The organism is Vibrio sp. V01_P9A10T6 (assembly GCF_963877065.1).
GTDB classification, from domain to species: Bacteria; Pseudomonadota; Gammaproteobacteria; order Enterobacterales; family Vibrionaceae; genus Vibrio; species Vibrio anguillarum.
Map to the genome: position 1 here is coordinate 1 of NZ_CAWNTB010000219.1, position 13,580 is coordinate 13,580.

13 protein-coding genes and 1 pseudogene are annotated in these 13,580 nt (G+C 38.5%); all 14 read left to right on the forward strand.

Annotation, left to right across the window (positions count from 1 at the left end; all coding sequences use genetic code 11):
* Positions 1-666 (forward strand): annotated as a pseudogene (locus AACQ21_RS16970) (ISAs1 family transposase); the annotation flags it as partial.
* 97 nt (positions 667-763) lie between these two features.
* Positions 764-1,804 (forward strand): Gfo/Idh/MocA family protein, encoded by a 1,041-nt coding sequence (locus AACQ21_RS16975; RefSeq protein ID WP_094145292.1) that lies wholly within the window; start codon positions 764-766, stop codon positions 1,802-1,804.
* Positions 1,805-1,823: 19 nt separating this feature from the next.
* Positions 1,824-3,098 carry a Vi polysaccharide biosynthesis UDP-N-acetylglucosamine C-6 dehydrogenase TviB gene (tviB, locus tag AACQ21_RS16980; RefSeq protein ID WP_105977566.1) on the forward strand — a complete coding sequence of 425 codons (1,275 nt, stop codon included), beginning with the start codon at positions 1,824-1,826 and terminating at the stop codon, positions 3,096-3,098.
* Between the two features lie 15 nt (positions 3,099-3,113).
* Complete coding sequence (locus AACQ21_RS16985; protein WP_094144757.1) at positions 3,114-4,058, forward strand: Gfo/Idh/MocA family oxidoreductase; 945 nt, start codon at positions 3,114-3,116, stop codon at positions 4,056-4,058.
* Between the two features lie 47 nt (positions 4,059-4,105).
* On the forward strand, positions 4,106-4,687 hold the full coding sequence (locus tag AACQ21_RS16990) for an N-acetyltransferase (RefSeq protein WP_105977567.1): 582 nt from the start codon (positions 4,106-4,108) through the stop codon (positions 4,685-4,687).
* Between the two features lie 6 nt (positions 4,688-4,693).
* On the forward strand, positions 4,694-5,758 hold the full coding sequence (locus AACQ21_RS16995; protein ID WP_094144755.1) for a DegT/DnrJ/EryC1/StrS family aminotransferase: 1,065 nt from the start codon (positions 4,694-4,696) through the stop codon (positions 5,756-5,758).
* A gap of 6 nt (positions 5,759-5,764) precedes the next feature.
* The gene (locus tag AACQ21_RS17000; RefSeq protein WP_105977568.1) at positions 5,765-7,177 is read left to right on the forward strand and encodes a glycosyltransferase; all 1,413 of its coding nucleotides are present in this window, start codon (positions 5,765-5,767) and stop codon (positions 7,175-7,177) included.
* On the forward strand, positions 7,164-8,270 hold the full coding sequence (locus tag AACQ21_RS17005; protein WP_105977569.1) for a glycosyltransferase: 1,107 nt from the start codon (positions 7,164-7,166) through the stop codon (positions 8,268-8,270). The genes AACQ21_RS17000 and AACQ21_RS17005 overlap by 14 nt, the downstream gene beginning before the upstream one ends.
* A complete protein-coding gene (locus tag AACQ21_RS17010) occupies positions 8,263-9,405 on the forward strand; it encodes a glycosyltransferase (RefSeq protein WP_094144644.1) in 1,143 nt (380 codons plus the stop codon). The genes AACQ21_RS17005 and AACQ21_RS17010 overlap by 8 nt, the downstream gene beginning before the upstream one ends.
* Before the next feature lies 1 nt (position 9,406).
* Complete coding sequence (locus AACQ21_RS17015) at positions 9,407-10,246, forward strand: UDP-3-O-(3-hydroxymyristoyl)glucosamine N-acyltransferase (RefSeq protein WP_094144643.1); 840 nt, start codon at positions 9,407-9,409, stop codon at positions 10,244-10,246.
* On the forward strand, positions 10,243-10,887 hold the full coding sequence (locus AACQ21_RS17020; protein ID WP_105977570.1) for a PIG-L deacetylase family protein: 645 nt from the start codon (positions 10,243-10,245) through the stop codon (positions 10,885-10,887). The genes AACQ21_RS17015 and AACQ21_RS17020 overlap by 4 nt, the downstream gene beginning before the upstream one ends.
* Complete coding sequence (locus tag AACQ21_RS17025; protein ID WP_105977571.1) at positions 10,880-11,968, forward strand: UDP-N-acetyl glucosamine 2-epimerase; 1,089 nt, start codon at positions 10,880-10,882, stop codon at positions 11,966-11,968. Before AACQ21_RS17020 ends, AACQ21_RS17025 begins: the two co-directional genes overlap by 8 nt.
* 8 nt (positions 11,969-11,976) lie before the next feature.
* Positions 11,977-12,666 (forward strand): hypothetical protein, encoded by a 690-nt coding sequence (locus AACQ21_RS17030; protein ID WP_094144640.1) that lies wholly within the window; start codon positions 11,977-11,979, stop codon positions 12,664-12,666.
* The coding region (locus tag AACQ21_RS17035; RefSeq protein WP_105977572.1) for a hypothetical protein at positions 12,666-13,580 on the forward strand (915 nt) is incomplete at its 3' end. The genes AACQ21_RS17030 and AACQ21_RS17035, both read left to right, overlap by 1 nt.

Genomic DNA, 13,580 nt, shown 5'->3' on the forward strand with positions numbered 1-13,580 from the left:
CCCAAGCTACTTGACTTGCTAGAGGTAAAAGGCTGCTTGGTTACGATTGATGCAATGGGATGCCAAAAGAAAATAGCGCAGAAAATCCTCGATAAAGAAGCGGATTATTTGTTAGCAGTGAAAGGTATCAGGGAATGCTTGAGCAAGCCTTTGATGATTATTTTCGAATGGACATGCTTCAAGACTTTGACGGCAGCTCTTACAGTGCTCAAGAAAAAAGTCACGGAAGAACGGAAACGAGAGTGGCTTTAGTGAACTGTGATTTGTCGGTTTTAGGTGATATTGAGAATGAATGGCCCCGAGCTAAAATCAATGGGCATCGTCGCTTCAATTCGCCAAGAATCGGCTGTAGCAACAGAGCAAGATGTGAGTATTCGTTACTATATATGCTCTAAAGAATTAGAAGCTCAAAGGCTGCTTGAAGCGACGCGTTCTCATTGAGGCGTAGAGGCCATGCATTGGTCCCTTGATACCGCATTTAGTGAGGATAATTCTCGTATTAGAGCCGATGATCGCGCAGAGGCTTTAGCAAGGATCAGGCAGATGTGTTTGAATCTATTAAAGAGTGAAACCACCTTTAAAGGTGGCATTAAACGTAAACGGATGAACTACGCAATGGACGAAAACTACCTAAGTAAGGTTCTCGAAAGCCTTACAGGGCGGTGAGGTTCATGCGATTTCCGTGGTAAGAAAGTGTCTCAGGTGATGTGAAAAACCGAGATTCAAAAATGAATCACTTCATGAAATTTGAGTGGAACAATTAATGATAAAAGAAAGGAAAATCCGTATAGCCGTTGTTGGATGTGGGCGTATTTCAAAAAACCATTTTGCTTCTATTGAACAACTGAATCCAGAATATGAGCTTGTTGCTGTTTGTGATAACAACCCTATTGTTCTAGCTGAACATACAGAACGTTATCAGGTTCCTGGCTATATCTCTATCGATAAGCTTTTTGAATCTGAGCAGTTAGATTTAGTTACGCTTTGTACACCGAGTGGAATACATGCTAGCCAAACAATTAAGGCAGCGAAGGCTAAAGTGCATGTTATTACTGAAAAACCGATGGCGACAAAGTGGGAAGATGGTCTTGCTATGGTGAATGCATGCGATGAAGCAGGGGTGAGACTGTTTGTTGTTAAGCAAAACAGACGAAATTCAACGCTGCAATTGCTTAAACGTGCGGTAACCGAAAAGCGTTTTGGAAAAATTCATATGGTTCACTTAAATGTGTTTTGGACTAGACCGCAAGAATATTATGACCGAGCAGCTTGGTCAGGCACTTGGCACATGGATGGTGGGGCTTTTATGAATCAAGCTACTCATTATGTTGATCTGATGCACTGGCTAATTGGTCCGGTAGACTCTTTACATGCCATGACATCAACGCATCGTGATATAGAAGTGGAAGATACTGGTGTGGTGAATATGAAGTGGCGAAATGGTGCGCTTGGTTCTATGGCCGTCACCATGTGTACTTACCCTAATAATTTAGAAGGTTCTATTACCATTCTTGGTGAAAAAGGAACAGTTCGTATTGGGGGCGTGGCTGTCAATGAAATACAAGAATGGAATTTTGAAGAGTCGAAAGAGTATGACCAGCAAATAGACCAAGCGAATTATCAAACGACGTCTGTGTATGGTTTTGGTCATCCACCATACTTTAAAAATGTCGCTGATGTGTTGCGCGGAAATGCGGAACCAGAAACCGATGGACGAGAGGGCTTAAAGTCGTTAGAGCTACTGATTGGTATTTATCGTTCTGCTCGTGATCATAAAGAAGTCGGTTTGCCATTGAACCTTTGAACTGTGGGTTAGAATAGAAATGAAATTAGAAAACTTAAATATTGGTATTATAGGCTTAGGTTATGTTGGTTTGCCACTTGCTGTTGAATTTGGTAAAAAAATCAGCACCACAGGTTTCGATATTAATCAAAAAAGGGTTGCTGAGTTACAGTCTGGAGTTGATTTAACCCTAGAATGCAGCCAAGAAGAGCTCAATAGTTCACCTTTGCTGACTTACACGCATCAGCTTGAAGATATTAAAAACTGCAATTTTTATATTGTCACCGTCCCGACACCAATTACGGACGAAAAAACACCCGACCTTAACCCACTTAAAAAAGCATCTGAAGCGTTAGCAAAAGTGATTTCACATGGTGATATTGTCGTATTTGAGTCCACAGTATACCCAGGCGCTACAGAGGAAGTTTGTCTTCCTATCATTGAGAAACAGTCAGGTTTAGTCCTTAACAGTGACTTTTTTGCAGGTTACAGCCCTGAGCGTATTAATCCTGGTGATAAAGTAAATCGACTGACTACTATTATGAAAATCACGTCTGGATCGACACCTGAGGTGGCTGATTTTGTGGATTCAGTTTACGCTTCTATTGTTACAGCAGGTACCCATAAAGCGCCTTCGATTAAAGTTGCTGAAGCTGCGAAAGTAATCGAAAACACACAACGTGACTTAAATATCGCGATTATCAACGAGTTTGCTAAAATCTTTAACAAGCTAGGTATTGATACAGAAGCGGTGTTAAAGGCTGCAGGGACTAAATGGAACTTTTTGCCTTTTAAACCAGGGTTGGTTGGTGGGCACTGTATCAGTGTTGATCCTTACTATCTAACCCATAAAGCTCAAGAGGTAGGTTACCGCCCAGAGGTGATTTTAGCTGGACGCCGTATTAATGATGGAATGGGTATATATGTTGCTACACAAATGGTGAAAAAGCTTGCCAGTAAAAAGATCCATATCGATGAAGCCAATGTGCTGATTATGGGATTTACATTTAAAGGTGATTGTCCTGATGTTCGTAATACAAAGATTATCGACGTTGTCAATGAATTGAAGAGTTTTAATATCAATGTCGACATTTATGACTCTTGGGCAGACTCAATAGAAGTGAAAGAAGAATATGGCATTGAATTAGTTAAGAACTTTAAGAGGAATTATTATGACGGCGTAATTTTGGCTGTTGACCACAATGAATTTAAAGAGATGGGTTTGAACGTTATTAAAGGTTTGGTAAAGGCTAACCATGTAATTTACGACATTAAGTATGTATTTGGAACAGGTGATGCTGATCTGCGTCTGTAATGTGGAGTTCGAACAATGAAAAAGTTTGCTTTAATTGGCGCTGCTGGATACATCGCGCCAAGACATTTAACTGCAATTCGTGACACAGGAAATGAACTCACAGTGGCGATGGATGTTAACGACTCTGTTGGTATAATGGATAGCTACTTTCCAAATGCAGAATTTTTTACTGAATTTGAAGATTTTTCGGCGTATGTTGAAGACTTGAAACTGAAAGGCGAAAAGCTTGATTTTGTTTCAATTTGCTCTCCCAACTATCTTCACTCACCACATATGAAATTTGCACTCAAAAGTGGTGTTGATGTGATTTGTGAAAAGCCGTTAGTCCTTAACTATGAAGAGATCAACACGTTAAAGGCTTATGAGAAAGAATATGGTGCCAAGGTCAATACTATTCTCCAACTGAGACTGCACCCTTCTATCATTGCATTGCGTGAAAAAGTACAGAACTCTCCACGAGACAAAATATTTGACGTTGAACTTACCTATATGACATCTAGAGGTAAGTGGTACTTGAAATCTTGGAAAGGATTTGAAGAAAAGTCTGGTGGTGTTGCTACCAACATTGGTGTTCATTTCTATGACATGCTCCATTTCATCTTTGGCGATATCAAGCATAATGAAGTGCACTATCGCGATGATAAGACCACCGCTGGCTATCTGGAATATGAAAAAGCGTGCGTTAAGTGGTTTTTATCTATCGACGAAGGTAATCTTCCTGATAACGCAGTGCAGGGAGAAAAGAAAACCTACCGAAGTATTGACATCGAAGGTGAGCAACTTGAGTTCTCTGGTGGTTTTACAGGCCTCCACACTAAAAGCTATGAACGAATTCTTGCTGGAAAGGGTTATGGATTGGATGATAACGAAACCGCAATTCGAACTGTTGACGAAATCAGGACGATGCCAATTGAAACATCCAGTAAAAACCATCATCCATTAATGGCTAAACTAGTTTGAAAATATAAAAGCAGCACTTCGGTGTTCTTTTTCGATTGGAATAAAAAATGACTTACTTTGTGCATGAAACCGCAATTGTTGATGACGGTGCATCTATCGGAGAAAACTCAAAAATTTGGCATTGGGTTCATGTTTGTGGGGGAGCCCAAATCGGTACGGGTGTTTCTCTTGGACAAAACGTGTTCGTTGGTAACAAAGTCGTAATCGGGGATAACGTTAAAATCCAAAACAATGTCTCTGTTTACGATAATGTAGTGTTAGAAGATGGTGTTTTTTGTGGACCTAGCATGGTTTTCACAAACGTATACAACCCTCGCTCTTTTATAGAGAGAAAAAATGAGTATCTAACGACTACTGTTAGGAAGGGGGCTACGCTAGGTGCCAACTGTACAATTATATGTGGTATTGAAATTGGCGAATACGCACTGGTTGGTGCTGGTGCAGTAGTCAATAAGAACGTAAAAGCATATGCATTGATGGTTGGTGTTCCTGCCCAGCAAATTGGTTGGATGAGCAAGTATGGCGAACAAATCGATTTACCAGTATCGGGATCGGGTATTGCTACATGTCAGCATACCGGCGAAAAATATGTGCTTGACGGTGATACAGTTTCATTGCTTTCAGAGTAGAATTTCATGCAATTTATAGATTTAGAATCACAATATAAGCATCTAAAAAGCAAAATCGATAAACGGATTCAAGACGTTTTAAATCACGGTCATTATATTATGGGTCCTGAAGTTAAAGAACTTGAAGATGCGTTGGCGGAATATGTAGGAGTAAAACACGCCCTTACATGTGCTAATGGTACAGATGCACTTCAGTTAGCTTTAATGGCTATTGAAGTTGGTGAAGGAGACGCCGTGTTCTGTCCAACGTTCACTTTCTTTGCTACGGCTGAAGTTGTTGCTTATGCTAAAGCTACTCCAGTGTTCGTTGACTCTGATGAGCGTACATTTAATATTTGCGTTAAAAGCTTAGAAAGTCAAATTGTCAAGGTTATAGAACAAGGCGATCTGGAACCAAAAGCAATCATATCCGTTGATCTATTTGGTCTTCCGGCTAATTATGTAGAGCTGCAAAGAATTGCAAATAAATATAATTTGAAACTGATTGAAGACGCAGCTCAAGGTTTCGGCGGTTCCATAAACGGAAAAAAAGCTGGCAGTTTCGGGAATATCGCTACAACAAGCTTCTTTCCGGCAAAACCACTAGGTTGCTATGGTGATGGTGGGGCTATTTTTACCAATGATGACAAACTGGCTGCATTAATTGAGTCATATCGTGTTCATGGTAAAGGAACAGACAAATATGACAATGTTAGAATTGGTTTAAATAGTCGCTTAGATACTATTCAGGCTGCGATCCTCCTTGAGAAATTAGCTGAATTCCCTACGGAGTTAGAAAACAGAAATAAAGCTGCAGAAAGTTACAATAAATGTCTATCAGATAAATTTATAACACCTTATACACCAGATGGTTATTACAGCTCTTGGGCTCAATATACGGTAGTTAGCGATAATAGAGAACGCTCAATGCAAGAGTACAGTTCTTTAGGTATACCAACAATGGTGTACTATAAAACATGTATGCATATGCAGACAGCATTTAAATATCTAGGCTACAAAGAAGGTGATTTCCCAATAGCAGAGAAACTTTCAAAACAGGTTTTTAGCTTGCCAATGCATGGATATCTATAAAAAATAATGAATGACGTTGAAAGAAGTATTAAGTCTTTTATTGTTACTATTCTGAGATATGTTATTCGCATTTCTCCTTTTTTCGTTAACCTTGGATATGTTGCTAAGATAGAAATTCTATCTGCTATTTTTAATGAAAAAACTGGTGACAACGATAGATTGCACGATCTGAATACCTACCAAGGACTAGGCAAAAATTATAGGAAGGCTCTTAATGGTTTGGATAGTTCGAAACTGGGTCGCCACCTAGCAAAAAAAGCGAATAACACAGCCGAGAGTAGGGTAAAATATGGGGCATTCAATGGAAGTATCCTTTTTACTACAAGGAGCTGGCACTTTATCGAGCCTCTCTATGATACGTTTAAGGAAAAAGGCATTGATTGTCTAAAGTATGATATTAATGACTTTGATTCACTCTTTTTTCAAGAGAATAAAATTAAGAATAGATCAAAATATCATAGGGAAAAAGCATTCAAAAACCTTGCGATAACATTTCGGAAAAAGCAAGAATTTAATAAAGAAAACAGGCAGTATACTTCTGTTGAATTTGATGAGTATTACGCGAAATCTGACGTGATATTTGTTGATTGGCTTAATCATAATACCAATTGGGTGCTTGAAAATAGTGGTGCAGACAAGAAAATTATCGTCAGGATTCATTCCTACGAAGTTCTTTCATTTTTCCCTCCAACAATAAACTTTGGTCGAATCGATGGCTTAGTTTTCATTTCTAACGGCATTCGAGATATGTTTTTAGAAATGTGGGGGTGGTTGCTCCCTGCTAATCTTCCTATTGATGTTATTGATAATATTCGTTGTAAAAAACGCGTTTGTCCTGCTTCTATAGAGTTTACTCTAGGTCGAAAAAAAACTCTGGGAATGATGCAATATGCATTACCCGTCAAGGATTTTAGATTTGCATTTGAAGTTTTTAAGATTGTTTATCAACAGGATAATGAGTTTAAACTATTGCTATGTGGTCAAACTTTAGGTGAAATACACTCAAAAGAAAACGAATTGTTGCTTAAGGAAATTAGCTTACTCCCGGACGGAGTAGTTCAGGAATTAGGATATATTTCTAATGTTGACTCGTTCTTTAGAAAAGTTGGCTTTATGCTTTCCACTAGCGAAAGGGAAGGTTCTCATGAATCTATTATTGAAGGTATGGCTTATGGATGTGTCCCTGTAGTTAGAAACTGGCCACTGCTAGCTCCTTTTGATGGAGCGAAACGTGCGTTCCCTATGTGTCATACAATTGAAAGCGTTGATGAAGCCGCAAAGCAAATATTAGATTCGATAAGTTGCTATGATGATGTTAGTAGTAAATATCAGAACGAGTCGATGGTTTTTTTTAGTGAAGATATACCAAATAGATACTTAGAATTTATAGAAAGAGTCAGAAAAAATGATCGCACCTAAGAAGAAAATATATTTTTTGCTGAGTTCAGAAGCATACCTTGAGCCAATGTCTGGCGATAGAATAAACGAAATGAATATCATTAGATCAATGCTCGAAGAGTATGAGGTATATTATAATGGTGTTATTGTTAATCCTGAAGATAGGGCTTTTGGTGATAAGAATCGTGTTATTCATACGCCTAAAGACGGGGAGTATGATCTAGTTTACATTCGCAACAACAAGCAGGTTTTCCTAGATTCACCTTCTCCCAAACTTTGGTTTGCTAGCCCATATGATGAAGAGTGCTTTGAACAAGCTGATGGTATAGTATGTATGACCAAACCTTGGAAAACTGCACTTCAGAAGTATGACAGCAGCAAATATGAGTACTTTCAAGCAACCTATCCAGAAAACATGAAAGCTCCTGAAATATGTATTCTATTTCCTCAGGTTATTGATGATTCGCATTTTGTAAAAGAAAAAGAGAAAGTAGAAAGCGTGGTAGTTCCACTAAGTTTTAAACAAAAATTAGTAAAGATTTTCAGAAAAACTCAAAACGAGAAGAAAATTATCCGTCATTTCGGGCCAATTAGACCATCTAATTACCCATATCAAGTCATCTCCGCTTTATCTAATAGCTCAGTCTCTAGAAAAATCCAAGCTGAATGCGTGGGTGCAGGCAAGAAAATTAGCATTCCTAATCAAATAGTGAATGTGCCCAGAATACCGCAAGAAAAAGTTTCAGATATGTTACATAGTGCATCTGCAATTTGGTACAACCAAGATGCGTCGGGAAACATAGCTGGATCTTTGAAAGTCTTAGAGGCAATGGCTGCTGGTGTTCCTATACTATTACCCCGTTATGATGCTCGAGTGGACGAATTAGGGGAGGAGTACCCTTTTTTCTGGGACCTTGAGGAAGGGACTACAATCAAGGATGGTAATCAGAGCGACTTTATGGACAAGTTAAATAAAATTACCTCAATAAGTCCAGAAAAAAGAGAAGAGTTACGAGTTTATTTGCTAGAAAGAGCTTTGAGGCACTCTAAGGAAAATGTAGCCCAAGTAATTGACGAAGAACTCGACTATTTTTGGAAGTGTTATAATGGATAATTTTCCTAAAGTTTCAGTTATCACGTTTGCTTATGTAAGCGAGTCGAACGGAAGATACCCTCTATTGAGAGAGTGCATTGAATCAATAAGAGACCAGAGGTATCCAAATTATGAGCATATTATCATAGATGATGGCAGTGATAAGGAGCTGGCACATCTAGCTGAAGAGTACCCTAATGTTAAATACTTTAAGAAGCCGGGTACAGGTATTATTGCTTCAACTTATACGTTTAATCTTGGGCATGAACTTGCTACAGGAAAGTACTGTATCTACCTACCGTCAGATGATCTACACGTAGAGTACGCTATTATCAAGCTTGTAGAGGCCCTTGAAAAAGACCCTGATGCTTCAATGGCCATCGGTAAGGCAATATACGAATACATCGATGGACGTATTACAATTTGGTCTCCTGATAAAGATAAAATCGAGAATCGGTTGTATGAAGGTAATTACGTTAACGGTTGCGCCGTGATGTGGAAACGTTCGGATTCACTCTATGATTGTTTGCCACCAAACTATACAGGGTTTTGCTGTGACTATGACTTATGGGCAACAATTGCCAAGTTAGGTAAAATAGTTTACCCGGACTCTGACGTCGTAAAATATCGACACGTCTCTGACTCTACCAGAAACAAGACACGTAGCAGTTTTATAGTCAGCCCAAGAAAAGAAGATAAAGGTTTTTATCAATATTCAAAAGAAAGCCGAATCGAATTTGTTAAATTGAGATGTCATCAGAGTTTAAATAGACTCACTAGTAAAAACCAGAGTGAAACTAGACTGGAAAATGTTAAACGAGTTAGTTTAACAGCCGATTTTCCTTTAGCCATGGCTAAACACCTTAAGAAAAGAAACTGGGAAGTACTTGATAACTATTTTGAAAAACATAACAGTTCATATTTGGAGTTGAAAAAGGAACTGAAGAACTATAAAGGTAATATCCTTTTTGAGGATATAAACATATCTACCTGTTGTTTGATTCGTCAGTTACCTGAAAATGAAAGTATATATATTTCCAGTGAGTTTAGCAGAGACGGATGGATCGTTGATTATCTTCCACTCCCAAATGTACAAGGTGTCGTTGAAGAAAATGGCCAAGTCAACCAACAACTTTCTAGTTTCATAGGTTTATAAAATGGCAAACGTGAGAATTATTCTAGATAAATATGTAATTAAGGACATTGCCAGATTAACCGAAGTACATGGCCGACCGATCGAAGCCCCCTATGAGTTTAAGACTCTATCAAGCATTACTGATTTCTCAATTGTATTTAACACAAAAGACAACGGTTGGACACTAGACAACACTGAAGTGGTCTCTGTAATTCTTGCAAAATGTAAACCTGAAAATTGGTTATCCGCGACAAATATTACACTGTGTATTTGTAACAACCCGAGAGATGTCTACGCTTACTTAATGAATATCGCGGTGAGATCGAGGCGTGGTGCGTGGACTAAATGCGATCAAATTAGTTATGTTCATCCAAGCGCCAAAATTCACCATTCAACCCAGCTTGATACTAATGTTTATGTCGATGAAGGCGTAGAAATTGGTGCCAATTGCTCGATAGGTTTTCAAGGATTCGGTTTTGGCCGACTTAATAGTGTGGGTTATCAATTTATCCATACAGGTGGAGCCTACATAGGTAGAAACACTAAGATCAGTAATAACGTCACTGTTGTGGCTGGCACCTTTAAAGCAACAAATGTTGGAGAAAATGTACTCGTAGATGACCATGTCCATATTGCCCACAATTGTCAGATAGGTGCGAATTCTACTCTAACGGCTTCAACAACGTTGTCTGGGTCGGTGACTATAGGCAAGGGTGATTGGTTGGGACCGAATAGTTCTGTTATCAACGGTGCTGAACTAGGGGATGAGGTTTTCGTTGGCATAGGAGCCTGTGTCACAAAATCCTTTGAAGCTGGAGTTATAGCTGGAAATCCTGCTAAAAAACTACGAGTAGAAAAATGATTTTTAACGTAACAAAACGGGCACTATTCATTTCTGCGCATCCTGACGACACAGAGTTCGGTGCTGCAGGCTTAGTGCGAGTACTCATAGAACAAGGTGTAGAGGTTTATCTTGCTGTATTTAGTAACCCAATTGAATCTCTGCCTAAGAGTGCGGATGCCCAAAAATTGCTAAATGAACAAAGAGCCTCTGCTGAAATTTTGGGCCTCAAAGCAGATATTCACTTCTATGATTATCCTGTACGAAAGTTTTCTTATTATCGCCAGGAAATTCTTGAAGATCTTATAAAATTGCGTGAGCTTATTAAGCCTGATTTAGTGATTACAAGCTCCGAAAATGATTATCATCAAGATCACAACACGTTAGCTTGCGAAGCAATTAGAGCATTTAAACAATCTACCCTACTAGGCTACACTCATCCTTGGAATACCAGAAAAGTAGTGGGTAATGTGTTTTTTGAGCTTACAGAAGACAACCTAAGGAAAAAGATTGAAGCTGTTTCTGCTTTTGAAAGCCAATCCCAAAGAAGTTATAGCCAGCCTAATGTGATTGAGAGTCTCGCTATAGAAGCCGGTATCGCTTCGGGCTTTCGTTACGCCGAACGTTTTGAATTAGTAACAATGAGTGTGAAAAATGACTAATAAAATCCTACATATAGTTGGAACAAGACCTCAATATATCAAGCTGTTCCCATTATGGACCGCTCTTTACTCTGATGAGAGTATCATTCAAAAAATCTATGATACAGGTCAGCACTACGATAAAAATATGTCAGAGGAACTAATTAAAGAGTTTGCTTTCCAAAATATCACTTATGGAAATATTGCAGGGTTTGGACCTGAAAAACAAATTCCGATGATGATCGAAAACATCTGGAATGAGCTAGCGTCATTTAAACCAGATTATGTGTTTCTTTATGGTGATACGAATTCCACTCTTGCAGGCTCAATCGCATGTGCAAAGTTAGACATTCCGTACGGACACTTAGAGGCCGGTGTTAGAACTGAAGAACACATAGGTATCCAAGAAGGTGTTAATCGAAAGGTTACTGACCATCTTGCAAAGCACCATTTCTGTGTAACTCAGTTAGACCATAACAACGTATCTAAAGAAGGTTTGCCATCAGACAGAAACCATTTAGTTGGGGATCTGATGTATGATGCGTTTCACATTATGAGTGAACGGCTGAGTGAACGGCTGAGTGAAGTGCCGGATATAAAAGATCGAATTCTCGTGACCATCCATCGAGCTGAAAACGTAGATGATGATATACGTCGTCGCTTGATTCTAGCAACGTTGGTTGAGCTTTCAAAAAGTTCAGAAGTCATCCTTCCTCTGCATCCGCGCCTTAGAGTAAAGGCTTCTGCTGAAGAATTGGCACTTTTGGAAAGTAGTCAAATTAAAGTGATTGAGCCGTTAAAATATTCAGAAGTGATCAAAACGCTAAAAAGTGCTACTGGTGTTGTCACAGACTCAGGTGGTCTTCCAAAAGATGCTGCTTACGCTGGTGTGAAGTCTGTAGTGTTGCGTGATGACCCTATCTGGAAAGAGCTTCATCAACTTGGATATATCCATACGATTGATGCTTTCGACAATATGACTAGTGAAACACTCAAAGATTATTGTATGACAATGCTAAAAGGTTCTATTCAGCCTTACAGTAGCGAAATGTCTACATATAAGATTATTGAAGTTGTAAAAGCTTACTTAGATATCAAATAGGAGCATCGATGTATTTTCAGTACTCCAGTCTCGTAGGAGACTACGAGATCAAGCGAAATGTAATGGTAGATGATGATCTTTTAAACGGGACAAACGGTTTTTTGTTCAAAGAGATAATAAGTGATTTTTCATTAAAGCAATGCGAGGATTTGTCTTTAGAGCACCCTGCAACAGTACTCGCTGCTTCGAATGGTTTTATCACAGAGAAGACTGAAACTTTGCGACAGATTCCAGACAAGAAAATATTCATCTTTGGTGATAAGGCCGTGACATCGTATTTATATGAAGCGTGTATAGAACATATTGATAACGATGATATTCCTTTAAGCCAAAGTGAGTGGCGCGAGAAGATCATTACTACCGATAAAACTGTTGTTGTGAAAAACTCAAAATTCATAGATAAGCTGGCGAGAGTAGTTTCTGACGCTAAACTACCAATGCGATTTAAGAGAAAAATTCTTTCTCGCATTCCCATGTCAATCGAAAAGCTAGAGAAAGAGATTGAAAGGGATATAATTTTTATCTCATTTAGCACCGTGAAATTTATTGGTAATCGTAAGGTATCTAACAGACTAGTTAAAAAATGCCTTCTTTCTGGCATTCGCGTTGAAGGCATTCCTGTGTGCAGATCAGAGTTACAATCTGATACAGAGCGAGCCGTAAAAGTTTTTAAAGAAAAAATATTTCAGTACATATAATGAATAAATATCTAAGCAAAGGTGAGTATGCTGCATTTATTTCTCTGATGAACCTGTCTTATCTTCTAGTTAAGGGCGCTTCTAATAAAGAGCGCTCTTCATTTTTATTGCTCGTGGCAATATATATAGCATCAATATTTCTTCAAGGTTTTGCGATCGGCCTATTCTACTTTGGTGTGCAGCACTATATCGACGATACAAGTTCCGGATATATAACTAAAGCCCTTTCATATATCCCATTTGAGTTTACTAAAGTTGAACAGTTAGTAATTTCTCTTATTCCGGCAATTTTACTTTTAGTGCTTAGTTCTAAGGTTCTTTCAGTAAGTAGGGTTGGACTTTCTAGATTGGTTTTAAGATTAAGAGAAAGTCTTTTGGCAAAGTATAAAAGTTCAACTCATATTATTAGCTGTGATGGCGATGAAACATTCTATAAAAATATGGATGGTACATTTGGAGCGGTGAGGGCCTTATTCTTGAATGCTTTTGTTTTTGCTCAAGCCTTTGTTTCTCTAATTTTTTTATTTTACTTTGAACCTTATTTGGCAGGCTTCAATATCGTTTTTTTGATCGTGTTCATGTTTATTTTGACAAAAGTTAAACAAAAGAAGAAAGCGGGACAAGATACAAAGGAATCTCAGAAAGATGCTATGGAAGCAGCGGCCGAAGCCGCGGGCGAGATGGAAGGTGTGGGCATATCTTCAAAGTCATTTGAACGACTGGAAAGAATGAGAATATATGGTAGAAATGCTGCTAATATCGTTCTCTTTAGTTCTGTTTTAGTAGGGGTGGTAGGTTCGCTTGATTTTCTAACTTCATTAGATAAACTAACGCTCAGTTTGTTTTTGTTAAGATATATATCAAACATATATACACCGATAGCTGTAATTTCGGCAAGTTGTGTACCTTTTAAG

What these genes read in the sequence shown, in the direction of transcription:
- AACQ21_RS16975 (WP_094145292.1), top strand. Translation starts at nt 764, where the DNA reads ATGATAAAAGAAAGGAAAATCCGTATAGCCGTTGTTGGATGTGGGCGT.
- tviB (WP_105977566.1), top strand. Translation starts at nt 1,824, where the DNA reads ATGAAATTAGAAAACTTAAATATTGGTATTATAGGCTTAGGTTATGTT.
- AACQ21_RS16985 (WP_094144757.1), top strand. Translation starts at nt 3,114, where the DNA reads ATGAAAAAGTTTGCTTTAATTGGCGCTGCTGGATACATCGCGCCAAGA.
- AACQ21_RS16990 (WP_105977567.1), top strand. Translation starts at nt 4,106, where the DNA reads ATGACTTACTTTGTGCATGAAACCGCAATTGTTGATGACGGTGCATCT.
- AACQ21_RS16995 (WP_094144755.1), top strand. Translation starts at nt 4,694, where the DNA reads ATGCAATTTATAGATTTAGAATCACAATATAAGCATCTAAAAAGCAAA.
- AACQ21_RS17000 (WP_105977568.1), top strand. Translation starts at nt 5,765, where the DNA reads ATGAATGACGTTGAAAGAAGTATTAAGTCTTTTATTGTTACTATTCTG.
- AACQ21_RS17005 (WP_105977569.1), top strand. Translation starts at nt 7,164, where the DNA reads ATGATCGCACCTAAGAAGAAAATATATTTTTTGCTGAGTTCAGAAGCA.
- AACQ21_RS17010 (WP_094144644.1), top strand. Translation starts at nt 8,263, where the DNA reads ATGGATAATTTTCCTAAAGTTTCAGTTATCACGTTTGCTTATGTAAGC.
- AACQ21_RS17015 (WP_094144643.1), top strand. Translation starts at nt 9,407, where the DNA reads ATGGCAAACGTGAGAATTATTCTAGATAAATATGTAATTAAGGACATT.
- AACQ21_RS17020 (WP_105977570.1), top strand. Translation starts at nt 10,243, where the DNA reads ATGATTTTTAACGTAACAAAACGGGCACTATTCATTTCTGCGCATCCT.
- AACQ21_RS17025 (WP_105977571.1), top strand. Translation starts at nt 10,880, where the DNA reads ATGACTAATAAAATCCTACATATAGTTGGAACAAGACCTCAATATATC.
- AACQ21_RS17030 (WP_094144640.1), top strand. Translation starts at nt 11,977, where the DNA reads ATGTATTTTCAGTACTCCAGTCTCGTAGGAGACTACGAGATCAAGCGA.